Source organism: Bacillus toyonensis BCT-7112 (assembly GCF_000496285.1).
Taxonomy (GTDB): domain Bacteria; phylum Bacillota; class Bacilli; order Bacillales; family Bacillaceae_G; genus Bacillus_A; species Bacillus_A toyonensis.
The window spans coordinates 2,707,501-2,730,066 of sequence record NC_022781.1; the positions used below are offsets into that span (position 1 = coordinate 2,707,501).

Here is a 22,566-nt window from a genome sequence, read left to right on the forward strand (position 1 = left end):
ATAAGTAGGCAAATCCGCTTATCGTGAAGGCTGAGCTGTGATGGGGAAGCTCCTTATGGAGCGAAGTCTTTGATTCCCCGCTGCCAAGAAAAGCTTCTAGCGAGATAAAAGGTGCCTGTACCGCAAACCGACACAGGTAGGCGAGGAGAGAATCCTAAGGTGTGCGAGAGAACTCTGGTTAAGGAACTCGGCAAAATGACCCCGTAACTTCGGGAGAAGGGGTGCTTTCTTAACGGAAAGCCGCAGTGAATAGGCCCAAGCGACTGTTTAGCAAAAACACAGGTCTCTGCGAAGCCGTAAGGCGAAGTATAGGGGCTGACACCTGCCCGGTGCTGGAAGGTTAAGGAGAGGGGTTAGCGTAAGCGAAGCTCTGAACTGAAGCCCCAGTAAACGGCGGCCGTAACTATAACGGTCCTAAGGTAGCGAAATTCCTTGTCGGGTAAGTTCCGACCCGCACGAAAGGTGTAACGATTTGGGCACTGTCTCAACCAGAGACTCGGTGAAATTATAGTACCTGTGAAGATGCAGGTTACCCGCGACAGGACGGAAAGACCCCGTGGAGCTTTACTGTAGCCTGATATTGAATTTTGGTACAGTTTGTACAGGATAGGCGGGAGCCATTGAAACCGGAGCGCTAGCTTCGGTGGAGGCGCTGGTGGGATACCGCCCTGACTGTATTGAAATTCTAACCTACGGGTCTTATCGACCCGGGAGACAGTGTCAGGTGGGCAGTTTGACTGGGGCGGTCGCCTCCTAAAGTGTAACGGAGGCGCCCAAAGGTTCCCTCAGAATGGTTGGAAATCATTCGTAGAGTGCAAAGGCATAAGGGAGCTTGACTGCGAGACCTACAAGTCGAGCAGGGACGAAAGTCGGGCTTAGTGATCCGGTGGTTCCGCATGGAAGGGCCATCGCTCAACGGATAAAAGCTACCCCGGGGATAACAGGCTTATCTCCCCCAAGAGTCCACATCGACGGGGAGGTTTGGCACCTCGATGTCGGCTCATCGCATCCTGGGGCTGTAGTCGGTCCCAAGGGTTGGGCTGTTCGCCCATTAAAGCGGTACGCGAGCTGGGTTCAGAACGTCGTGAGACAGTTCGGTCCCTATCCGTCGTGGGCGTAGGAAATTTGAGAGGAGCTGTCCTTAGTACGAGAGGACCGGGATGGACGCACCGCTGGTGTACCAGTTGTTCTGCCAAGGGCATAGCTGGGTAGCTATGTGCGGAAGGGATAAGTGCTGAAAGCATCTAAGCATGAAGCCCCCCTCAAGATGAGATTTCCCATAGCGTAAGCTAGTAAGATCCCTGAAAGATGATCAGGTTGATAGGTTCGAGGTGGAAGCATGGTGACATGTGGAGCTGACGAATACTAATAGATCGAGGACTTAACCATATAATATGTAGCAAATGTTATCTAGTTTTGAAGGAATATGCCTTCATAGTTTGGTGATGATGGCAGAGAGGTCACACCCGTTCCCATACCGAACACGGAAGTTAAGCTCTCTAGCGCCGATGGTAGTTGGGACCTTGTCCCTGTGAGAGTAGGACGTCGCCAAGCAACTAAAACACGAGTCAAATGACTCGTGTTTTTTCGTGTTTTATTTTATAATCCATAGTAATAAAAAAATGTGTTTAAAGTATTAATATTTTGATTAAATACAGGAGAATGTGGCTAGGATAGTGAATAAGCAAAAGAGTTGCAAATTTTATTAATACGTATATAATTAAAGTCAAAGATAGTCAAAGTCAATAAAGGTGGCGGATAAATGAGAAATATATCTGATATCATTGAGCAATATCTAAAGCAAGTTATTGACTTAAGCAATAATAATGTGATTGAAATTAAGAGAAATGAGATTGCGGATCGGTTCGAGTGCGTACCATCTCAAATCAATTATGTAATCAATACCCGTTTTACGTTAGAAAGAGGATTTGTAGTAGAAAGTAAACGTGGTGGAGGAGGTTACATTCGCATTATAAAAGTCAAACTGCATGACGATATAGACATTATTGATCAAATGCTTCATATGATTGATCATAGTGTTGCGCAAGGGAATGCAGAAAGCATGATTATACGTTTAATAGAAGAGGGAATCATAACAAATCGTGAAGCGAAACTGATGTTAAGCGTAATAGATCGTTCTGTATTATCAATGGATGTTCCTTCTCGAGATGAACTTAGGGCTCGAATATTATGCGCAATGTTAAGAACACTGAAATATAAATAAATATAGCTTTTGTAAAAGAATGATGACTAAGATAAAGCAATTAAATGTTGTAGAAGTTTTGAAAAAGAACATGCACTTTTATTTAAACGGATTCAGGAAAGCGAACAATCTAGTAATGTATGAAAAGTATCATGAGATAGAGCGTTCCTGTTGTAAAGGTGGGGATAGTGATGACTTGTCAAAACTGTAATATAAGACCAGCGACTTTACATTATACAAAAGTAATTAACGAGAAGAAGGCGGAAGTTCATCTTTGTGAGCAATGTGCAGAGCAAAGTGGCTATACGTCTTTCTTTCAATCATCGCAGTCTAACTTTTCATTTCATGATTTATTTGCTGGTTTATTACACGGTGAATCAACAATGTTTGAAGAAGGAAAAAATGGATTTTCAAATGCAAATATAGTAAGATGCCCAGATTGTAAGATGACATATGAACAATTTACAAAAGTGGGACGTTTTGGCTGTTCTTCTTGCTACGATACATTTAAGGAGCATTTAAAGCCACTATTAAAACGTCTTCATGGTGGGCATACAGATCATTGTGGAAAAATTCCGGAACGTATAGAAGGAAATATCCACTTAAAGAAAGAATTAGATGAACTAAAACTCATTCTGAAACAATGCGTACAGAAAGAGGAATTTGAGAAAGCTGCAGAGGTAAGAGATAAGATTCGAGGTCTTGAAATACATCTTAGTGAGCATAGAGAGGGGGAATAGTTCTATGTCACTGGACAAAATTATGAATGAAGCGATTAGTCCATGGATGAAGGGGGATGGCCCTGATTCTGATATTGTTTTAAGTAGTCGAATTCGTTTGGCTCGTAATTTTAAACAATATCAATTTTCTACTATGCAAAACGAAGAAGAAGCTAAACAGATTCATGAATTATTTAAAAAGAAATTTATAAATAAAGCAGTAGGGTCCTTTGGGGAGTTTGGACTATTAAAGATGAATGAATTAACCCCTCTTCAAAGGAGAGTTTTAGTCGAAAAGCATTTAATTAGTCCAAATCTTGCAGGGACAGAATATGGAGCATGTCTACTATCAGAAAGTGAACATATTAGTGTTATGCTTAATGAAGAAGACCATATTCGGATTCAGTGCCTATTTTCAGGATTACAGTTATCAGAGGCGCTTCAAAGCGCCAATCAAATAGATAATTGGATTGAGAAAGAAGTTGAATACGCTTTTGATGAATCACTTGGATATATTACAAGCTGTCCTACTAATGTTGGCACAGGGTTAAGAGCTTCTGTGATGATTCATTTACCGGGACTGGTTTTAACAAAAAGAATTAGCCGTATTATACAAGTAATTCAAAAATTAGGGTTAGTAGTAAGAGGAATATACGGTGAAGGTAGCGAAGCGTTAGGTAATATATTTCAAGTGTCAAATCAAATGACGCTAGGAAAGTCTGAAGAAGATATTATTGCAGATTTAAAAGGTGTCATTCAACAAATTATACAGCAAGAAAAAATGGCTAGAGAATTAATTGTACAAAATTCAAGTATTGAACTTGAAGATAAGGTTTATCGTTCTTACGGCATACTAGCAAACAGTCGTTTAATTCAATCTGCAGAAGCTGCTAATTGCTTATCAGATGTACGACTTGGTATTGATCTAGGATATATAAAAGGTATATCGAGAAATATTTTGACGGAGTTAATGGTTCTTACTCAACCGGGCATTTTACAACAATACGCGGGAGGACCTTTAGGGCCAGAAGAAAGAGATTATCGAAGATCAACCTTAATCCGTGAGCGATTACGTATTGAAAAAAACTAAGCGCAAGTAGGAGGCGATTTCTATGATGTTTGGAAGATTTACAGAAAGAGCACAGAAAGTATTAGCTTTATCTCAAGAGGAAGCAATTCGTATTGGGCATAATAATATTGGAACAGAACATATTTTACTTGGGCTTGTACGCGAAGGTGAAGGAATTGCAGCAAAAGCGTTAATTGCTCTTGGATTAAGTCCAGAGAAAGTTCAAAAAGAAGTAGAAGCGTTAATTGGGCGTGGAACAGAAGCTTCTCAAACTGTACATTATACACCTCGTGCTAAAAAGGTTATTGAATTATCTATGGATGAAGCGCGTAAGCTAGGCCATTCTTACGTTGGAACAGAACACATTTTACTCGGTTTAATCCGTGAAGGTGAAGGTGTAGCGGCACGTGTTTTAAATAATTTAGGTGTAAGTTTAAATAAAGCGAGACAACAAGTGTTACAACTTCTTGGAAGTAATGAAGCTAGTTCAGGTCATCAAGGTGGTTCAGCAACAAATGCAAATACACCGACACTTGACAGTTTAGCAAGGGACTTAACAGTTGTTGCACGTGAAAATCGCTTAGACCCTGTTATTGGACGTGGTAAAGAAATTCAACGTGTAATTGAGGTGTTAAGCCGTAGAACGAAAAACAACCCAGTATTAATCGGTGAGCCTGGTGTAGGTAAAACGGCAATTGCAGAAGGATTAGCACAGCAAATTGTAAATAATGAAGTTCCTGAAACTTTAAGAGATAAGCGTGTTATGACACTAGACATGGGTACAGTAGTAGCTGGAACGAAATATCGCGGTGAATTTGAAGACCGTTTAAAGAAAGTGATGGATGAAATTCGCCAAGCAGGCAATATTATTCTATTTATTGATGAGCTTCATACATTAATTGGTGCAGGTGGAGCAGAAGGTGCAATCGATGCATCGAATATTTTAAAACCATCTTTAGCACGAGGAGAGTTGCAATGTATTGGGGCGACAACTTTAGATGAGTATCGCAAATATATTGAAAAAGACGCGGCTTTAGAAAGACGTTTTCAACCAATTCATGTTGATGAGCCAAGTTTAGAAGAATCGATTCAAATCTTGAAAGGTTTACGTGACCGTTATGAGGCGCATCACCGTGTATCTATTACAGATGACGCTATTGATGCAGCAGTAAAACTTTCAGATCGTTATATTACAGATCGCTTTTTACCGGATAAAGCAATTGATTTAATTGATGAAGCTGCTTCAAAAGTTCGCTTACGTTCTTATACAACACCACCAAACTTAAAAGAGCTTGAAGTGAAGCTTGAGGAGATTCGAAAAGAAAAAGATGCGGCTGTACAAAGTCAAGAATTTGAAAAGGCTGCATCTTTACGTGATATGGAACAACGCTTACGAGAGAAGTTAGAAGATACAAAACGTCAATGGAAAGAGCAACAAGGAAAAGAAAATTCAGAGGTTACGGTAGAAGATATTGCAAATGTCGTTTCTACATGGACGCGTATCCCAGTTTCTAAACTTGCACAAACAGAGACTGATAAATTATTAAACTTAGAATCCATTCTTCATGATCGTTTAATTGGTCAAGATGAAGCGGTAGTAGCTGTAGCAAAAGCTGTTCGTCGTGCGAGAGCAGGATTAAAAGATCCGAAGCGCCCAATTGGTTCATTTATTTTCTTAGGGCCAACAGGTGTAGGTAAAACAGAACTTGCAAGAGCACTAGCAGAATCTATGTTCGGTGATGAAGATGCAATGATTCGCATCGATATGTCAGAGTACATGGAGAAGCATTCTACTTCCCGTTTAGTTGGTTCTCCTCCAGGATATGTTGGATATGAAGAAGGTGGACAATTAACAGAGAAAGTTCGTCGCAAGCCATATTCAGTTGTCTTATTAGATGAGGTAGAGAAAGCTCATCCGGATGTGTTTAATATTTTACTACAAGTATTAGAAGATGGTCGTTTAACCGATTCTAAAGGACGTACAGTAGATTTCCGTAATACAATTGTTATTATGACATCTAACGTTGGGGCAGATGCATTAAAACGTAATAAGTATCTTGGATTTAACGTACAAGATGAGAGCCGCGATTATTCGGATATGAAAGGTAAAGTAATGGACGAACTGAAAAAAGCATTTCGTCCAGAATTCTTAAACCGTATCGATGAAATTATCGTATTCCATATGCTTGAGAAAAAACATATTCAAGAAATTGTAACTCTTATGGTAAATCAGTTAGTGAATCGCTTAAAAGAACAAGAAATCGAATTGCAATTAACAGAAGGGGCAATTTCTGCTATTGCTGATAAAGGATTTGATCGTGAGTACGGTGCTCGTCCGCTTCGTAGGGCAATTCAGAAGCATGTAGAAGATAGACTATCTGAAGAACTTTTAAAAGGTGCTATTGAGAAAGGACAAAAAGTTATCTTTGATGTAGAAGGAGAATCATTTGTCATTCATAGTGCGGAAAAGGTAAAATAAGTATAGACAAACAAAGAGGGCTACGCGATAGCCCTCTTTCTTGTACGAGAAGGATAAACGTTTATAGACGAAAGTGAAGTGAACTATAAAAAGGTATGGCTAAAAAGAAAACGAAATTTATATGTCAAGAATGTGGTTATCAGTCACCGAAATATATGGGTAAATGTCCCGGATGTGGTCAATGGAATACACTTGTTGAAGAGATGGAACCAGTTGTATCATCAAGGCGCCTTAATTACGCGAATGCAATTCAAACGGAAGTAACAAAACCAAGACGTCTTACTGAAGTAGAAACAAAGTCTGAGGCACGTATTGAAACGGAATTTCAAGAGTTTAACCGTGTGCTTGGTGGCGGAATTGTAGATGGGTCCTTAGTACTTATTGGTGGAGACCCTGGGATTGGAAAATCAACATTACTATTACAGATTTCATCGCAATTAGCAGATTCTTCATATGATGTATTATACATATCGGGTGAGGAGTCGGCAAAGCAGATTAAACTTCGTGCAGATCGTTTGCATGTAAAGGGTAGCAATCTATTTGTTGTAGCAGAGACAGACTTGCAGCGTATTGCAGCACATATTGAAGAAATGAATCCAGCTTTTGTTGTTATTGATTCTATTCAAACGATACATTTACCTGAAGTGACGTCAGCGCCAGGAAGTGTGGCACAAGTACGTGAATGTACAGCGGAATTAATGAAACTTGCAAAAACAAAAGGAATCCCTATTTTCATCGTCGGGCATGTGACAAAAGAAGGAGCAATTGCAGGACCTCGTATGTTAGAACATATGGTCGATGCAGTTCTCTACTTTGAGGGAGATCGACACCATACGTATCGTATTTTACGAGCTGTGAAGAACCGTTTTGGTTCCACGAATGAAATGGGTATCTTTGAAATGAAAGAGCTTGGTCTTGCGGAAGTTTTAAATCCTTCTGAAATCTTCCTTGAGGAAAGGCCGGTTGGTGTTGCAGGGTCAACAGTAGTTGCTTCAATGGAAGGAACAAGACCGGTTTTAGTAGAAATACAAGCTTTAATCTCCCCTACTAGTTTTGGAAATCCTCGAAGAATGGCGACGGGAATTGATCATAACCGTGTTTCGCTTATTATGGCAGTATTAGAAAAAAGAACAGGCTTACTATTGCAAAATCAAGATGCATATTTAAAAGTAGCTGGTGGTTTGAAATTAGATGAACCGGCAATTGATTTAGCGGTGGCTTTAAGTATAGCCTCAAGTTTTAGGGATAAATCTACGGCACCAACCGATGCAGTAATAGGAGAAGTAGGATTAACTGGAGAAATAAGAAGAGTATCAAGAATCGAACAACGTGTACAAGAAGCGGCTAAATTAGGATTTCAACGTGTTATTATTCCTAGAAAAAACTTAGGAGGATGGACAATTCCAGATGGGATTGAGGTTGTAGGTGTTTCTAATTTAGGAGAAGCGCTTCGTTTGACATTAGGAGGCTAGGCTATGGAAGAAAATAAGCAACGTGTCAAAAGTATGATTAATATTTTACAGCTCGTGGCCCCAGGGACACCACTGCGCGAAGGGATAGATAATGTACTTCGCGCACAAACAGGGGGACTAATTGTTCTTGGATATAATGAGCAGATTAAAAGTATTGTTGATGGCGGTTTTCACATTAATTGTGCATTCTCTCCTGCTAGTTTATATGAATTAGCAAAAATGGACGGGGCACTTATTTTAAATGAAACGGGAAGTAAAATTTTAATAGCAAATGCACAGTTAGTTCCAGAGGCATCTATTGATTCTATTGAAACAGGCATGCGTCACCGAACAGCAGAACGTGTAGCGAAGCAGACTGGTAGCCTTGTTGTAGCTATTTCACAAAGACGTAACGTAATTACGCTATATCAAGGGAACTTACGTTATACACTAAAAGATATAGGGGTTATTTTAACAAAGGCAAATCAGGCTATTCAAACGTTAGAAAAATATAAGGCTGTATGGAATGATGGTATTACGAATTTGGGCATTCTAGAATTTGAAGAGGTCGTTACAATGTCCGAGGTCGTTCACGTTTTACATAGTGTTGAAATGGTACTGCGTATTAAAAATGAAATATTGAGCTATATTCATGAGCTAGGAACAGAAGGTAGGTTAATCCGTTTACAACTTACAGAACTACTAGCTGATTTAGAGGCAGAGGCAGCATTATTAATCAAAGATTATCACCAAGAAAAAACACAAGACCATCATCAAATTTTGAAAAAGTTGCAGGACCTTGCAAATACACAACTTTTAGAGGATAGTGATTTAGTAAAATTACTTGGCTACCCAGGGCAAACGAGTTTAGAAGAAAGTGTGACGCCAAGGGGATATCGAATCACAAGCAAAATCTCTCGTGTTCCGCCACTTATCATTGAAAATTTAATTAATCGATTCAAAACGTTGCAAGGTGTTTGTCGCGCGACTATTCATGAATTGGATGATGTGGAAGGAATTGGAGAAGTAAGGGCGAAGAAAATACGAGAAGGCTTAAAAAGAATTCAAGAGCATCTCTATATGAGTAGACACAATTAAGAATATTACATTGATTCCATAATATAACGACACTAGAACATTTTTGGTATATGATATGATATATTGGTAAATAAAACTATTTATAAAAAAACACGTCCGCTTTTGCATTCGGCGTTTTGATTAGCGAAACAATGGTTAATAATGAGTAGGAGGTGGTTGGATGTTAAAACGGATCGTACAGCTCTTCTTTCTAGTAATTGGGGGAGCGTTAGGGATTTACTTAATCCCAAAAGTTATTAATGTATTAGACATCGGTGCTGTTCCTTTATTGGAAGGATCGTATGTTCGTGCAATTATTGGTGCAATTATTTTATTTTTAACAACATTTTGGCTTGTAGATTATATTGTTCAACTTATTAAGCATATTGAAGAGGCTCTTGTAAAGGCGCCTGTAGCAGATGTTTTATTTGGTACATTAGGTTTAATCTCTGGTCTCATTGTTGCATATTTAATTTTAATACCAATTCGTGAATTTACAATTCCGGTTATTAGCACAGTATTGCAAGTGTTCTTTACTCTTTTACTTGGATATTTAGGATTCCAAGTAGGATTTAAAAAGAGGAATGAATTGCTAGGATTATTTACATTACCCCAACGCGGAGGTAAGAAGAAAAACAATAGTGAGAACGAAGAGATAGAGGTAGAAAAATCTACGGCTCATTGGAAAATTCTCGATACGAGTGTAATTATTGATGGACGTATTGCTGATATTTGCCAAACGAAGTTTTTAGAAGGAACAATTGTAATTCCACAATTCGTATTAGAAGAGCTTCAGCATATTGCCGACTCCTCCGATGCTTTAAAGCGTAATCGTGGTCGCAGAGGACTAGACATTTTAAATCGTATTCAAAAAGAGATGCCGATTCCGGTAGAAATTTATGAAGGCGATTTCGAGGATATCCAAGAGGTGGATAGCAAACTTGTAAAGTTAGCTAAAATCACCGGTGGAACTGTAGTAACAAATGATTTTAACTTAAATAAAGTTTCTGAATTACAAGGAGTAACGGTGTTAAACATTAATGATTTAGCTAATGCAATTAAACCAGTTGTACTCCCTGGCGAAGAATTAAGTGTTTATGTTGTGAAAGATGGTAAAGAGCAAAACCAAGGTGTTGCGTACTTAGATGATGGTACGATGATTGTAGTAGAAGATGGTAGAGAGTATGTAGGTTCGCAACTTAATGTACTAGTTACTAGCGTATTACAAACATCGGCTGGTCGTATGATTTTCGCAAAACGTAAATTATTAGAAAAAGCATTATAGGTAGAGGATTATTAATATGTATACATTAATTATTCCGGCAGCCGGTCAAGGAAAGCGGATGGGTGCTGGCAAAAATAAGTTGTTCTTACTTATAAATGAAGTACCGATTATCGTGCATACATTACGTGCTTTTGAAAGAGATAAGGCGTGCAAAAGTATTGTTATGGCAATTAACGAAGAGGAACGCCCGTATTTTGAAGAATTAATGCAGAAGTATCCGATTGAAAAACAGGTGCAATTTATTCAAGGTGGGGCTGAAAGACAAGATAGTGTATATAACGCGATTCAGCATGCAAGTGATGTGGAATACGTTCTTGTGCATGACGGAGCGCGCCCATTCGTAACGAATAAAGTGATTCAAGATGTATTAACAGCAGCAGAAAAATATGGGGCTTCCATTTGTGCAGTGCCAGTAAAGGATACAGTGAAGAAAGTAGAGCAAGATGTTGTTGTCGAAACGGTAGAACGATCTCAGCTTAAGGCTGTACAAACACCGCAAGGGTTCTCTGTTTCGCTTTTGTTAGAAGCTCATAGAAGTGCAAAACAGAGCTGTTTTCTTGGTACAGATGATGCAAGTCTCGTAGAACGCATTGGTAAGCAAGTAGGTGTAGTAGAGGGGAGTTACTATAATATTAAAGTGACGACTCCAGAGGATTTACTAATTGCTGAAAGTTTCCTTCATGTTCAGAAAAAATAGCCGTGATGGTGTATAACAAAGGAAAGCTCGGCAATAGCCGGGCTTTTCTTTGTAAGGATATCGATATAATATAGAGTCATAAAGCTCAGTGGTTTAGCTCAAGGAGGATGTAAAGAATGTTTCGAATTGGACAAGGTTTTGATGTACATGAATTTGCGGAAGGTAGACCGTTAATTATTGGCGGAATTACAATTCCTCATGAGAAGGGATTAATCGGTCACTCAGATGCGGATGTATTGTTACATACGATTGCTGACGCATGTCTAGGAGCAATTGCAGCAGGAGATATTGGAAAGCATTTTCCTGATACTGATCCTGCCTTTAAAGATGCAGATTCAGCTATATTACTACAAAAGGTTTGGGGATTTGTACGCGAACAAGGTTACGAGCTAGGAAATCTAGATTGTACAATTATTGCTCAAAAGCCAAAAATGGCACCGCATATTGAAAGTATGCGTAAACGTATTAGTGAACTGTTAGAAACGTCTATAGATAACATTAATGTAAAGGCAACAACAACAGAAAAATTAGGATTTACAGGTAGAGAAGAAGGAATTGCTTCTCAAGCAGTGGTATTATTACAGAAAAAATAATGGTTTTTAATTCGTAAGATGGATAATCACATTTTTTTGTTGTACAATTATAGAATGTGTTGACATTAAGAATGGAAGGTGTACCAATTATGGAAAAGCAAGTGAGAGTGCGCTATGCGCCAAGTCCAACAGGACACTTACATATCGGAAATGCGCGTACGGCATTATTTAATTATTTATTTGCTCGTCATCAAGATGGTAAGTTTATTATTCGTATTGAAGATACTGATGTAAAACGTAATGTTGCAGGTGGAGAAGAAAGCCAATTAAAATACTTGAAATGGCTCGGTATGGACTGGGATGAAGGTGTTGATGTTGGTGGTGAATTCGGACCATATCGTCAAACAGAGCGTTTAGATATTTATAAAAAATTATATCTAGATTTATTAGAGCGTGGTTTAGCTTACAAATGTTATATGACAGAAGAAGAGCTGGAAGCAGAGCGTGAAGGACAAATTTCTCGTGGTGAAACACCTCGTTATGCAGGTAACCATCGTGATTTAACTGAAGAACAAATGAAAGAATTTGAAGCTGAGGGACGTATTCCAAGTATTCGTTTCCGTGTACCAGCTGATCGTGATTACACATTCAAAGACATCGTAAAAGATGAAGTCGCATTCCATTCAAATGATTTCGGTGATTTTGTTATCGTGAAAAAAGATGGAATTCCAACTTATAACTTTGCGGTAGCAGTAGATGATCACTTAATGGAGATTACACATGTGCTTCGTGGCGATGATCATATTTCAAATACGCCAAAACAAATGATGATATATGAAGCTTTCGGTTGGGACATCCCACAATTCGGTCATATGACCCTAATTGTTAACGAAAGCCGTAAAAAGTTAAGTAAACGTGATGAATCTATTATTCAATTTATTGAGCAATATAAAGAGCTAGGATATCTTCCAGAAGCAATCTTTAACTTTATTGCACTACTAGGTTGGTCGCCGGTAGGAGAAGAAGAAATCTTCTCTAAAGATGAGTTCATCAAAATGTTCGATGCAGCTCGTTTATCAAAATCACCTGCATTATTTGATTCTCAAAAATTAAAATGGATGAACAACCAGTATATGAAAAAGCAAGATTTAGATACGGTTGTAGAGTTAAGTTTACCGCATTTAGTGAAAGCTGGACGTGTGGGCGAAACTTTAAGTGAACAAGAACAAGCTTGGATTCGTGATGTAATTGCTTTATATCATGACCAAATGAGTTTCGGAGCTGAAATCGTAGAGCTTTCTGAAATGTTCTTTAAAGATCATGTTGATTATGAAGAAGAAGGGCAAGAAGTGTTAAATGGTGAACAGGTACCTGAAGTACTTCGTGCATTTGCTGGTCAAATAGAAGTTCTAGAAGCGATGGAGCCTGCAGCGATTAAGGCAGCTATTAAAGCAGTTCAAAAGGAAACAGGGCATAAAGGTAAAAACTTATTTATGCCAATCCGTGTTGCTACTACTGGTCAAACACATGGTCCAGAGCTTCCTAATGCGATTGCACTTCTTGGGAAAGAAAAAGTTTTAAATCGTCTTCAAAAAGTAATTGGTTAACATTTTCTAGGTTTAGAAATATAATAAGTATACTTAAAATCTAATAAGGAAAAGCGACGAGAAGGAGAAGTAGAAAATCAGGCTTTTTACAGAGAGAACCACCTTTAGGCTGGAAGTGGTTTATAAGCGGATTTTTGAAATGCCCCTTCGAGTCTTCTGCTGAACAACGAATTGTTTCGTGAAATGTCTTAGGGCGTAAAGTAAGCAGAAGCGGTGTACACCGTTATCATGGATGAGTTTGAGGCTTTTTTATTAGCCTAAACAGAGTGGAACCGCGCTTAAAAGGCGTCTCTGTCAATATGACAGAGGCGTCTTTTTTATACCGTAAAAGTGGGTATAAGTATAAGTTTGATCTCCTTGTATAAAGATTTAGAGGATAAGTGGGGAGTTAAGGGAGTTAGTTCACTCGAAAAAGCAGCCCATAAAGGGGAGGGGACATCGATGTTTAAGAGGCTTCGGGAAGATATTGAAGTCGTTTTTGAACAGGATCCAGCGGCACGAAGTTATTTCGAAGTCATTTTGACTTACTCTGGATTACATGCAGTTTGGGCCCATCGAATTGCACATGCTTTTTATAAAAAGAATTTCTTTTTTATTGCACGTTGGATTTCACAAGTTAGTCGGTTTTTTACTGGCATTGAGATTCATCCAGGAGCAACAATTGGTCGTCATTTTTTCATTGACCATGGAATGGGTGTTGTAATTGGAGAAACGTGTGAGATTGGTGATAATGTAACAATTTATCAAGGTGTTACATTAGGTGGTACGGGAAAAGAAAAGGGAAAGAGGCACCCTACAATTCAGGATAATGTATTAATTGCAACAGGTGCTAAAGTACTAGGCTCAATTACTGTTGGAGAGAATTCTAAAATTGGAGCAGGATCCGTTGTATTAAAAGAAGTCCCTGCGCATTCTACAGTTGTAGGTATACCTGGCCGAGTCGTTATTCAAAATGGAGTGAAGATTGGTCAAGAGTTAAATCATTCCGATCTTCCGGATCCGATTTTTGATAAATTAAAGGTTATGGAAGCAGAACTTGATAAATTGAAAAAGCAACTTGAAGTAAAGGTAGAAAGGAAGGATAAAAATGACTATTCACATTTATAATACGCTAACACGTCAAAAGGAAAAGTTTATTCCATTAGAAGAAAATAAGGTAAAGATGTATGTTTGCGGTCCTACAGTATATAACTACATCCATATTGGGAATGCGAGACCCCCTATGGTGTTCGATACAGTACGCCGTTATTTAGAATACAAAGGGTACGAAGTGCAGTATGTATCTAACTTTACTGACGTAGATGATAAATTAATTAAAGCAGCAAATGAATTAGGTGAAGATGTACCGACAATTGCTGACCGTTTCGTTGAAGCATATTTTGAAGATGTAACCGCACTAGGTTGCAAACATGCAACAGTTCATCCGCGTGTAACAGAAAATATGGATATTATTATTGAATTTATTCAAGAACTTGTGAATAAAGGGTATGCATATGAATCAGAAGGTGATGTGTACTTTAGAACGAAAGAATTCGAAGGTTACGGTAAATTATCGCATCAGCCAATCGCTGATTTACGTCATGGTGCACGTATTGAAGTAGGAGAAAAGAAACAAGACCCTCTTGACTTTGCTTTATGGAAAGCTGCAAAAGAGGGAGAAATCTTCTGGGAAAGCCCTTGGGGGAAAGGACGTCCAGGGTGGCATATTGAATGCTCAGCGATGGCACGTAAGTACTTAGGGGATACAATTGACATTCATGCTGGTGGTCAAGACTTAGCATTTCCTCATCATGAAAATGAAATTGCACAGTCCGAGGCGTTGACTGGAAAAACATTTGCACGTTACTGGATGCATAATGGATATATTAATATTGATAATGAGAAGATGTCTAAGTCACTTGGAAACTTCATTTTAGTTCACGATATCATTAAGCAATATGATCCACAGTTAATTAGATTCTTTATGCTATCAGTACATTACCGTCATCCAATTAACTTTAGTGAAGAGTTATTACAAAGTACGAATAACGGGCTAGAAAGAATTAAAACAGCTTACGGTAACTTAAAGCATCGTATGGAAAGTAGCGCGAATTTAACAGATCATAATGAGAAATGGTTAGCTGAGATGGAAAAATTCCAGGCTGCATTTGAAGAAGCAATGGATGATGACTTCAATACTGCTAATGCGATTACTGAATTATATAATGTAGCAAATCACGCAAATCAATATTTATTAGAAGAACATACTTCTAAAGTTGTAATTGAAGCATACGTGAAACAACTTGAAACATTATTCGATATTTTAGGATTAGAATTAGCAAAAGAAGAATTGCTTGATGAGGAAATTGAGGTGCTTATCCAAAAGCGTATTGAAGCTCGTAAAAATCGTGATTTCGCATTATCTGATCAAATTCGCGATGATTTAAAAGAACGTAATATTATTTTAGAAGATACCGCACAAGGTACAAGATGGAAAAGAGGATAAGAATGATTGATGCAAAGCAATTAAACAGCTTAGCGTTAGCATATATGGGTGATGCGGTATATGAACAATATATCCGCTATCACCTCCTTCAAAAAGGAAAGGTTCGTCCTAATCAATTACATCGCTTAGGGACGAGCTTTGTTTCGGCAAAAGCACAGGCGAAAGTTGTTTATCATTTATTAGAGACGTCATTTTTGACAGAGGAAGAAGAGGCGGTATTAAGAAGAGGGCGTAATGCAAATTCAGGTACCGTTCCGAAAAATACGGATGTACAAACATATCGACATAGTACAGCCTTTGAAGCGCTAATTGGTTATCATCACTTATTAAATAATCGTGAAAGATTAGACGAAATTGTATATAAGGCAATTGCAGTTTTAGAAGAAAAGGAAGGGGGCACATCATCATGAGTAGTGAATATATTATCGGACGTAACCCTGTAATTGAAGCGTTACGATCAGGGAGAGATATTAATAAAATTTGGATCGCGGAAGGTGCTGCCAAAGGGCAAGTGCAGATTGTACTAGCATTAGCGAAAGAAAATAAGATTATTTTACAACATGCACCAAAGAAGAAGTTAGATCAATTAGTTGAGGGTAATCATCAAGGTGTAATTGCTCAAGTAGCTGCATACCAGTATGCTGAATTAGAAGATTTATTCAAAGTAGCAGAAAAACGTAATGAAGATCCATTCTTCTTAATCTTAGATGAAATTGAAGATCCGCATAACCTAGGTTCTATTATGCGTACTGCTGATGCCACAGGAGCTCATGGGGTTATTATTCCGAAAAGAAGGGCTGTAGGACTTACAGCATCAGTTGCAAAAGCATCAACAGGAGCAATTGAATATATTCCAGTTGCGCGCGTAACAAACTTATCTCGCACAATTGATGAATTGAAGGAACGCGGACTTTGGATTGCTGGTACAGATGCCAAAGGAAAAACGGATTACCGTAATTTAGATGGTAAAATGCCGATTGGATTAGTAATTGGTAGTGAAGGAAAAGGTATGAGTCGTATTATTGGTGAAAAGTGTGATTTCTTAATTACTTTACCGATGGTTGGTAAAGTTACATCCTTAAATGCTTCAGTAGCCGCAAGTTTGTTAATGTATGAGGTATATCGTAAACGTCACGAAATTGGTAAATAAAAAATGAACGATATTTTAATCGTTGACGGTTACAACATTATCGGAGCTTGGGGAGACTTGAAAAAACTACGGGATGTAGATTTGCAATCATCAAGAGACGCGCTTATTGATAAGATGGCGGATTATCAAGGATATACAGGAACGAAAGTAATGATAGTCTTTGATGCCTATACAGTCCACGGTATTGAAAAAAAGATGAAACAATCGCGGGTGGAAGTAATATTCACGCGCAAAAATCAAACTGCGGACGAAAAGATAGAGAAACTTGCGATTGAGCTTAGAAATATAAATACACAAATATATGTTGCGACTTCTGATTATACGGAACAATGGGTTATATTTGCGCAAGGTGCCCTTCGGAAATCTGCGCGTGAATTAGAGTTAGAAGTACAAGCGATGGAACAACAAGTAAGAAGACGTACAAAAGACACGAAAGAAAAGCAACCTGCCATGCGAAAGATATTTAGTGAGGATATTACAGAAAAATTAGAAAAATTAAGAAGAGGAGAGCGTTGAAGCATTGACGCTCTTTGTCTTTTTACTGTATAATATTGCTAAATAAATAGCGGTCGGAGGGATCAAGGTGGAAGCAGGCTTCGTAAGTGTAGGCGACGTTACATTTCGTGATTTAGAGGATGAGGCAATCGTTGAGTTAGTTCGAAAAGGTAATACTGACGCTCTAGAATATTTAATTCATAAATATAAGAACTTTGTTCGCGCGAAATCAAGATCTTATTTCTTAGTGGGTGCCGATCGAGAAGATATTGTTCAAGAAGGTATGATTGGATTGTTTAAAGCAATTCGTGATTATAAAGAGGACAAGCTGTCTTCGTTCAAAGCATTTGCTGAACTGTGTATTACTCGACAAATTATTACCGCTATTAAAACAGCAACAAGACAAAAACATATTCCTTTAAATTCGTATGTGTCTTTAGATAAGCCGATTTACGATGAGGAATCTGATCGAACGTTATTGGATGTTATTTCCGAAGCGAAGGTGACTGATCCTGAAGAGATGATCATTAGTCAAGAAGAATATACCGACATAGAGTCTAAAATATCTGAATTATTAAGCGATTTAGAAAGAAAAGTACTTTCTTTATACTTAGATGGTCGCTCTTATCAAGAGATTTCGGAACAGTTAAACAGACATGTGAAATCTATTGATAACGCTTTACAGCGGGTGAAGAGGAAATTGGAACGATATATGGAAATGAGAGAGAGTACAACTTTAAATTCATAGAAAGTAACGCAGGTGTAAATTAATTCACCTGTTTTCTTTTTGTAAAGAGAGTGGGAGTCATGACATTGACATTGTCTTTTGTTGTATGATACATTTTTAGGGACATAATGTTACAAGGCTGGTGTAACTAATGAGGAAAAAAGTTGTACTCTCATGTGAAGAGTGTAAAAATCGAAACTACTCTACGATGAAAGATACGAGCTCAGTAGAGCGACTTGAGATAAAGAAGTTTTGTAAAACATGCAATAAGCATACAGTTCACAAGGAAACAAAATAAATAATACACTGGAGGTCCCGCAGATGCGTTTAACGAACTTTTTCGGCGATGTAGGTCGCGAAATGAAAAAAGTAAGTTGGCCTAAAAAAGATGAATTACTCCGCTCAACAGCGACTGTTATCGCTACAGTTGTGTTCTTTGCGATTTTCTTCGCAGTAGTTGATATGGGCATTTCTTCTTTAATTCGGTTAATTCTTGGTTAATTCTTGAATAAGAAGCACTTATCCATGATATAATGTTATTTATAAGAACTGTGTAAAAGCCCGGTGAACGGGTTTTTTCATTTGCGCAAAAAAATGTACGTCAGGGAGGGAAGGACGCTCGTCCTAAATGAATGGAAAAAAGTTGGTATGTTGTCCATACTTATTCTGGATATGAAAATAAAGTAAAGGCAAACCTAGAGAAACGTGTAGAATCAATGGGTATGCAAGATAAAATTTTCCGTGTTGTTGTCCCGGAAGAAGTAGAAGTAGAAATGAAAAATGGTAAAGAAAAAATAATGAAAAGAAAAGTGTTCCCAGGTTACGTATTAGTGGAACTAATCATGACTGATGACTCTTGGTATGTTGTTCGTAATACACCGGGTGTAACAGGTTTTGTTGGTTCTTCAGGTTCTGGATCTAAACCATCTCCTCTATTAGAAGAGGAAGTTGTTACCATTATGAAGCATATGGGAATGGACAATGAAGTGGTTGATTTCGACTTTGAACTTCATGAGACAGTACGTGTAAATGAGGGACCATTCGCAGATTATACAGGTGCTATTGAAGAAATTGATGTGGAGAAGAAGAAAGTTAGTGTGCTTGTAGATATGTTTGGTCGCGAGACTCCAGTTGAACTTGACTTCCATCAAATTGAAAAATTATAAAATGAAACTTGAAATGAATTGTAAAAAGTGATAATATCTTTTAAGTCAGTACGTCTTCGTTATCGGAGACGTTTTTTGAAAGATTTTATCGTTACAGATAAAATATGACGTGGGAGGGCAAATCACTGTCCAATTGACCACATCACGGACTTAAGGAGGTGTGTCTCGTGGCTAAAAAGGTAATTAAAATGGTAAAGCTTCAAATTCCTGCAGGTAAAGCTAACCCAGCTCCACCAGTTGGTCCAGCATTAGGACAAGCAGGTGTTAACATCATGGGCTTCTGTAAAGAGTTTAACGCTCGTACAGCAGATCAAGCTGGTCTTATCATCCCTGTTGAAATTACGGTATTTGAGGACCGTTCATTCACTTTCATTACTAAAACTCCTCCTGCTGCTGTTCTTCTTAAGAAAGTAGCTGGTATTGAGTCTGGTTCTGGTGAACCAAACCGTAATAAAGTGGCAACTGTTAAGCGTGATAAAGTACGCGAAATCGCTGAAACTAAAATGCCTGACCTAAACGCTGCTAGCGTAGAAGCTGCAATGCGTATGGTTGAAGGTACTGCACGCAGTATGGGCATCGTTATCGAAGACTAATTCGATTTGTTTTTAAAAAAGGTTGCGGGTCTGGAATTCCAATTCGCAACCTTTATTATCGTAAATGATTATCGTTTTTTAAAATAAAAGGATGGCGCGCATCCTCAGGTTATCCCTGGAAAAAAAGCGTAAACGTGGGAGGTTATTCCGCTAAAACCACATTCGAGGAGGAAATAAAAATGGCTAAAAGAGGTAAAAAGTACGTAGAAGCTGCGAAGCTTGTCGATCGTGCAACTGCTTACTCTGCAACAGAAGCAGTAGAATTAGTAAAGAAAACAAACACAGCTAAATTTGATGCAACTGTAGAAGCTGCATTCCGTTTAGGTGTTGACCCTAAGAAAGCTGACCAACAAATTCGTGGCGCAGTTGTTCTTCCACACGGTACTGGTAAAGTACAACGTGTATTAGTATTCGCTAAAGGCGAAAAAGCAAAAGAAGCTGAAGCTGCTGGCGCTGAATTCGTAGGCGATGCTGATTACATCGGTAAAATCCAACAAGGTTGGTTCGATTTCGATGTAGTAGTAGCAACTCCTGACATGATGGGTGAAGTTGGTAAACTTGGTCGCGTATTAGGACCTAAAGGTTTAATGCCAAACCCTAAAACTGGAACAGTTACTTTCGATGTAACTAAAGCTGTTAACGAAATCAAAGCTGGTAAAGTTGAATACCGCGTTGATAAAGCTGGTAACATCCACGTTCCAATCGGTAAAGTATCTTTCGAAGATGCTAAACTAGTAGAAAACTTCAAAACAATTGCTGACACGCTACAAAAAGCTAAGCCAGCTGCTGCGAAAGGTACTTACATGAAGAATGCAACTGTTGCTTCTACAATGGGACCTGGCGTACGCGTAGACGTTTCTACACTTGCGTAAAAATTGGAAGTTGACTTCATAAAGAAGTTTTAATATAATCATTTATGTTGTGAATTTAAATAGTGTACCGTAGACAGTAGGTGTCATTCGACTTAATTTCCTACCTAGGTGTTAATATACGAAGCGGAATCTTTTTTCTGTGACTATATGCCTCCATGTCTACAAGTTGGGCATGGAGGTTTTTAGTGCACTTTCGGTACATCTTCTATATAATCTACAGGAGGTGTAATAACATGAGCAAAGTAATCGAAACTAAACAACAAGTTGTAACTGAAATCGCGGACAAACTTCGCGCTAGTAAATCTACAATCGTTGTTGACTACCGTGGTTTAACAGTTTCTGAAGCAACAGAATTACGTAAGCAATTACGTGAAGCTGGCGTTGAGTTCAAAGTTTACAAAAACTCTTTAACTCGTCGTGCTGCAGAGTCTGCTGAAATGGCTGAGTTAAACGAATTCTTAACAGGACCAAACGCAATCGCGTTCAGTAACGAGGATGTAGTTGCTCCTGCGAAAGTATTAAACGACTTCGCTACAAAACATGAAGCTTTAGAAATTAAAGCGGGCGTAATCGAAGGTAAACTTGTAACACTTGATGAGGTTAAAGCTATCGCTACTCTTCCATCACGTGAAGGCTTACTTTCTATGCTTCTTAGCGTTCTTCAAGCTCCAATCCGTAACCTTGCACTTGCTACTAAAGCAGTTGCAGAACAAAAGGAAGAGCAAGGCGCTTAATTTTTTAAAAGATAATTACTTGTTATCTATAAAACAATACAAACCTATTTAAGGGAGGATATTTACAATGACTAAAGAACAAATCATTGAAGCAGTTAAATCTATGACTGTATTAGAACTTAACGACTTAGTAAAAGCTATCGAGGAAGAATTCGGCGTAACTGCTGCTGCTCCTGTAGCTGTAGCTGGTGGCGCTGGTGAAGCTGCTGCTGAGAAAACTGAATTTGACGTAGTACTTGCAAGTGCTGGCGCTCAAAAAATCAAAGTTATCAAAGCTGTACGTGAAATCACTGGTCTTGGCTTAAAAGAAGCTAAAGAATTAGTTGACAACACTCCAAAAGCAATCAAAGAAGGCGTTTCTAAAGAGGAAGCTGAAGAAATGAAAGCTAAACTTGAAGAAGTTGGCGCTGCTGTAGAAGTTAAGTAATTAACTTTTGATGCTTTAAAAAGCTCGCTCTCATGCGAGCTTTTTTTTTTAACTGTAAAGAAAAGAGGTGGCCATATGGCAGACCATTATTTTTCTAACGACCCTTCTAGTAAGAGTGATCGTAAACGATGGGAATTTACGCTTCGTGAATCTCGATTTACTTTTTTATCTGACCATGGGGTGTTCTCGAAAAACGAAGTGGACTTTGGTTCTCGTCTTTTAATTGAAGCGTTTCAAATGCCAGATGTTAAAGGTAATGTGTTAGACGTAGGGTGTGGGTACGGTCCAATCGGTTTGTCGTTAGCGAAAGAGTTTCAAGATCGTGAAATTCACATGGTGGATGTGAATGAAAGGGCCTTGGGGCTTGCAAAAGAAAATGCCGCTAATAACAAAATTGAAAATGTACGTATTTTGCAAAGTAGTGTCTATGAAAATGTAGATGGCAAGTATGCTGTTATTCTATCTAATCCTCCAATTCGTGCTGGTAAAGATATCGTGCATGAGATTTTAGAAAAAGCTGTAGAGTATTTAGTTTCAGGTGGAGAATTGTGGATTGTTATTCAAAAGAAACAAGGTGCACCATCTGCGCTAAAAAAACTAGAAGAAGTATTTTCTGAAGTTGAAGTTGTAGAAAAGAAAAAAGGATATTATATCATAAAATCAAAAAAGCGTTGACGGTTATTTTTGGCTATGTTAACATTATACAATGCCAATATATGATTTTCTGCGTTGAGAAAAGATGTATATTTTTGTTTCTCTTGGAAAAGATAGTAAAATCAGCAGATTATGAAACAGAA

At 38.3% G+C, this 22,566-nt stretch carries 24 protein-coding genes, 2 rRNA genes and 2 other annotated features (1 of these 28 only partly in view); all 26 genes read left to right on the plus strand.

The annotated features are described in order from the left end of the window. Positions 1–1,389 (plus strand): 23S ribosomal RNA (locus BTOYO_RS13955) (it extends 1,533 nt beyond the left edge of the window). A gap of 49 nt (positions 1,390–1,438) precedes the next feature. Then, positions 1,439–1,554 (plus strand): 5S ribosomal RNA (gene rrf, locus BTOYO_RS13960). A 208-nt stretch (positions 1,555–1,762) separates the two neighbouring features. Beyond that, positions 1,763–2,224 carry a transcriptional regulator CtsR gene (gene ctsR, locus BTOYO_RS13965; protein WP_001244560.1) on the plus strand — a complete coding sequence of 154 codons (462 nt, stop codon included), beginning with the start codon at positions 1,763–1,765 and terminating at the stop codon, positions 2,222–2,224. A 170-nt stretch (positions 2,225–2,394) separates the two neighbouring features. Then, on the plus strand, positions 2,395–2,943 hold the full coding sequence (locus tag BTOYO_RS13970) for a protein-arginine kinase activator protein McsA (protein ID WP_000128388.1): 549 nt from the start codon (positions 2,395–2,397) through the stop codon (positions 2,941–2,943). A gap of 4 nt (positions 2,944–2,947) precedes the next feature. Next, positions 2,948–4,012: a protein-arginine kinase McsB gene (locus tag BTOYO_RS13975; protein ID WP_000050835.1), complete on the plus strand. Its 1,065-nt coding sequence runs from the start codon at positions 2,948–2,950 to the stop codon at positions 4,010–4,012. 22 nt (positions 4,013–4,034) lie between these two features. Further along, positions 4,035–6,470 carry an ATP-dependent protease ATP-binding subunit ClpC gene (clpC, locus tag BTOYO_RS13980; RefSeq protein WP_000971171.1) on the plus strand — a complete coding sequence of 812 codons (2,436 nt, stop codon included), beginning with the start codon at positions 4,035–4,037 and terminating at the stop codon, positions 6,468–6,470. Positions 6,471–6,565: 95 nt separating this feature from the next. Then, the gene (gene radA, locus BTOYO_RS13985; RefSeq protein WP_001085199.1) at positions 6,566–7,942 is read left to right on the plus strand and encodes a DNA repair protein RadA; all 1,377 of its coding nucleotides are present in this window, start codon (positions 6,566–6,568) and stop codon (positions 7,940–7,942) included. A 3-nt stretch (positions 7,943–7,945) separates the two neighbouring features. Then, positions 7,946–9,019, plus strand: coding sequence for a DNA integrity scanning diadenylate cyclase DisA (disA, locus tag BTOYO_RS13990; RefSeq protein ID WP_000392164.1), 1,074 nt, complete (start codon positions 7,946–7,948; stop codon positions 9,017–9,019). A 160-nt stretch (positions 9,020–9,179) separates the two neighbouring features. Continuing rightward, positions 9,180–10,283, plus strand: a complete 1,104-nt coding sequence (locus BTOYO_RS13995; protein WP_000919680.1) for a PIN/TRAM domain-containing protein — start codon at positions 9,180–9,182, stop codon at positions 10,281–10,283. Between the two features lie 16 nt (positions 10,284–10,299). Further along, positions 10,300–10,980: a 2-C-methyl-D-erythritol 4-phosphate cytidylyltransferase gene (gene ispD, locus BTOYO_RS14000; protein WP_000288306.1), complete on the plus strand. Its 681-nt coding sequence runs from the start codon at positions 10,300–10,302 to the stop codon at positions 10,978–10,980. 116 nt (positions 10,981–11,096) lie between these two features. After that, the gene (gene ispF / locus BTOYO_RS14005; protein WP_000488383.1) at positions 11,097–11,573 is read left to right on the plus strand and encodes a 2-C-methyl-D-erythritol 2,4-cyclodiphosphate synthase; all 477 of its coding nucleotides are present in this window, start codon (positions 11,097–11,099) and stop codon (positions 11,571–11,573) included. Positions 11,574–11,662: 89 nt separating this feature from the next. Then, positions 11,663–13,120, plus strand: a complete 1,458-nt coding sequence (gene gltX / locus BTOYO_RS14010) for a glutamate--tRNA ligase (RefSeq protein ID WP_000415161.1) — start codon at positions 11,663–11,665, stop codon at positions 13,118–13,120. A gap of 47 nt (positions 13,121–13,167) precedes the next feature. After that, positions 13,168–13,416, plus strand: a binding site (T-box leader). Positions 13,417–13,561: 145 nt separating this feature from the next. After that, on the plus strand, positions 13,562–14,227 hold the full coding sequence (gene cysE / locus BTOYO_RS14015) for a serine O-acetyltransferase (RefSeq protein WP_000476498.1): 666 nt from the start codon (positions 13,562–13,564) through the stop codon (positions 14,225–14,227). Beyond that, entirely contained in the window at positions 14,208–15,605 is a 1,398-nt protein-coding gene (gene cysS / locus BTOYO_RS14020) for a cysteine--tRNA ligase (RefSeq protein ID WP_000152286.1), read from the plus strand. The genes cysE and cysS overlap by 20 nt, the downstream gene beginning before the upstream one ends. Positions 15,606–15,607: 2 nt before the next feature. Beyond that, positions 15,608–16,015, plus strand: a complete 408-nt coding sequence (locus tag BTOYO_RS14025; RefSeq protein WP_000564265.1) for a Mini-ribonuclease 3 — start codon at positions 15,608–15,610, stop codon at positions 16,013–16,015. Continuing rightward, entirely contained in the window at positions 16,012–16,755 is a 744-nt protein-coding gene (gene rlmB / locus BTOYO_RS14030) for a 23S rRNA (guanosine(2251)-2'-O)-methyltransferase RlmB (RefSeq protein WP_000093761.1), read from the plus strand. Before BTOYO_RS14025 ends, rlmB begins: the two co-directional genes overlap by 4 nt. Positions 16,756–16,758: 3 nt before the next feature. Continuing rightward, positions 16,759–17,271, plus strand: coding sequence for an NYN domain-containing protein (locus tag BTOYO_RS14035; protein WP_000997879.1), 513 nt, complete (start codon positions 16,759–16,761; stop codon positions 17,269–17,271). A gap of 67 nt (positions 17,272–17,338) precedes the next feature. After that, positions 17,339–17,998: an RNA polymerase factor sigma-70 gene (locus BTOYO_RS14040; protein WP_000387198.1), complete on the plus strand. Its 660-nt coding sequence runs from the start codon at positions 17,339–17,341 to the stop codon at positions 17,996–17,998. A gap of 130 nt (positions 17,999–18,128) precedes the next feature. Further along, complete coding sequence (gene rpmG / locus BTOYO_RS26415) at positions 18,129–18,275, plus strand: 50S ribosomal protein L33 (protein WP_012260172.1); 147 nt, start codon at positions 18,129–18,131, stop codon at positions 18,273–18,275. Between the two features lie 23 nt (positions 18,276–18,298). Next, positions 18,299–18,478 carry a preprotein translocase subunit SecE gene (secE, locus tag BTOYO_RS14045; RefSeq protein ID WP_001241321.1) on the plus strand — a complete coding sequence of 60 codons (180 nt, stop codon included), beginning with the start codon at positions 18,299–18,301 and terminating at the stop codon, positions 18,476–18,478. A 131-nt stretch (positions 18,479–18,609) separates the two neighbouring features. After that, entirely contained in the window at positions 18,610–19,143 is a 534-nt protein-coding gene (nusG, locus tag BTOYO_RS14050; RefSeq protein WP_000415793.1) for a transcription termination/antitermination protein NusG, read from the plus strand. 167 nt (positions 19,144–19,310) lie between these two features. Then, positions 19,311–19,736 carry a 50S ribosomal protein L11 gene (rplK, locus tag BTOYO_RS14055; protein WP_001085872.1) on the plus strand — a complete coding sequence of 142 codons (426 nt, stop codon included), beginning with the start codon at positions 19,311–19,313 and terminating at the stop codon, positions 19,734–19,736. 179 nt (positions 19,737–19,915) lie between these two features. After that, positions 19,916–20,608, plus strand: a complete 693-nt coding sequence (gene rplA, locus BTOYO_RS14060) for a 50S ribosomal protein L1 (RefSeq protein WP_002093855.1) — start codon at positions 19,916–19,918, stop codon at positions 20,606–20,608. A gap of 49 nt (positions 20,609–20,657) precedes the next feature. Further along, positions 20,658–20,802, plus strand: a sequence feature (ribosomal protein L10 leader region). Positions 20,803–20,841: 39 nt separating this feature from the next. Next, positions 20,842–21,342: a 50S ribosomal protein L10 gene (gene rplJ, locus BTOYO_RS14065; RefSeq protein ID WP_000048718.1), complete on the plus strand. Its 501-nt coding sequence runs from the start codon at positions 20,842–20,844 to the stop codon at positions 21,340–21,342. A 67-nt stretch (positions 21,343–21,409) separates the two neighbouring features. Beyond that, entirely contained in the window at positions 21,410–21,769 is a 360-nt protein-coding gene (gene rplL / locus BTOYO_RS14070) for a 50S ribosomal protein L7/L12 (RefSeq protein WP_000159737.1), read from the plus strand. 75 nt (positions 21,770–21,844) lie between these two features. Continuing rightward, positions 21,845–22,444 carry a class I SAM-dependent methyltransferase gene (locus BTOYO_RS14075; RefSeq protein ID WP_000763276.1) on the plus strand — a complete coding sequence of 200 codons (600 nt, stop codon included), beginning with the start codon at positions 21,845–21,847 and terminating at the stop codon, positions 22,442–22,444. The last annotated feature ends 122 nt before the right edge of the window (positions 22,445–22,566 follow it).

Coding starts and splice junctions, on each gene's coding strand:
- ctsR (WP_001244560.1), top strand. CDS start 1,763: ATGAGAAATATATCTGATATCATTGAGCAATATCTAAAGCAAGTTATT.
- BTOYO_RS13970 (WP_000128388.1), top strand. CDS start 2,395: ATGACTTGTCAAAACTGTAATATAAGACCAGCGACTTTACATTATACA.
- BTOYO_RS13975 (WP_000050835.1), top strand. CDS start 2,948: ATGTCACTGGACAAAATTATGAATGAAGCGATTAGTCCATGGATGAAG.
- clpC (WP_000971171.1), top strand. CDS start 4,035: ATGATGTTTGGAAGATTTACAGAAAGAGCACAGAAAGTATTAGCTTTA.
- radA (WP_001085199.1), top strand. CDS start 6,566: ATGGCTAAAAAGAAAACGAAATTTATATGTCAAGAATGTGGTTATCAG.
- disA (WP_000392164.1), top strand. CDS start 7,946: ATGGAAGAAAATAAGCAACGTGTCAAAAGTATGATTAATATTTTACAG.
- BTOYO_RS13995 (WP_000919680.1), top strand. CDS start 9,180: ATGTTAAAACGGATCGTACAGCTCTTCTTTCTAGTAATTGGGGGAGCG.
- ispD (WP_000288306.1), top strand. CDS start 10,300: ATGTATACATTAATTATTCCGGCAGCCGGTCAAGGAAAGCGGATGGGT.
- ispF (WP_000488383.1), top strand. CDS start 11,097: ATGTTTCGAATTGGACAAGGTTTTGATGTACATGAATTTGCGGAAGGT.
- gltX (WP_000415161.1), top strand. CDS start 11,663: ATGGAAAAGCAAGTGAGAGTGCGCTATGCGCCAAGTCCAACAGGACAC.
- cysE (WP_000476498.1), top strand. CDS start 13,562: ATGTTTAAGAGGCTTCGGGAAGATATTGAAGTCGTTTTTGAACAGGAT.
- cysS (WP_000152286.1), top strand. CDS start 14,208: ATGACTATTCACATTTATAATACGCTAACACGTCAAAAGGAAAAGTTT.
- BTOYO_RS14025 (WP_000564265.1), top strand. CDS start 15,608: ATGATTGATGCAAAGCAATTAAACAGCTTAGCGTTAGCATATATGGGT.
- rlmB (WP_000093761.1), top strand. CDS start 16,012: ATGAGTAGTGAATATATTATCGGACGTAACCCTGTAATTGAAGCGTTA.
- BTOYO_RS14035 (WP_000997879.1), top strand. CDS start 16,759: ATGAACGATATTTTAATCGTTGACGGTTACAACATTATCGGAGCTTGG.
- rpmG (WP_012260172.1), top strand. CDS start 18,129: ATGAGGAAAAAAGTTGTACTCTCATGTGAAGAGTGTAAAAATCGAAAC.
- secE (WP_001241321.1), top strand. CDS start 18,299: ATGCGTTTAACGAACTTTTTCGGCGATGTAGGTCGCGAAATGAAAAAA.
- nusG (WP_000415793.1), top strand. CDS start 18,610: ATGGAAAAAAGTTGGTATGTTGTCCATACTTATTCTGGATATGAAAAT.
- rplA (WP_002093855.1), top strand. CDS start 19,916: ATGGCTAAAAGAGGTAAAAAGTACGTAGAAGCTGCGAAGCTTGTCGAT.
- rplJ (WP_000048718.1), top strand. CDS start 20,842: ATGAGCAAAGTAATCGAAACTAAACAACAAGTTGTAACTGAAATCGCG.
- rplL (WP_000159737.1), top strand. CDS start 21,410: ATGACTAAAGAACAAATCATTGAAGCAGTTAAATCTATGACTGTATTA.
- BTOYO_RS14075 (WP_000763276.1), top strand. CDS start 21,845: ATGGCAGACCATTATTTTTCTAACGACCCTTCTAGTAAGAGTGATCGT.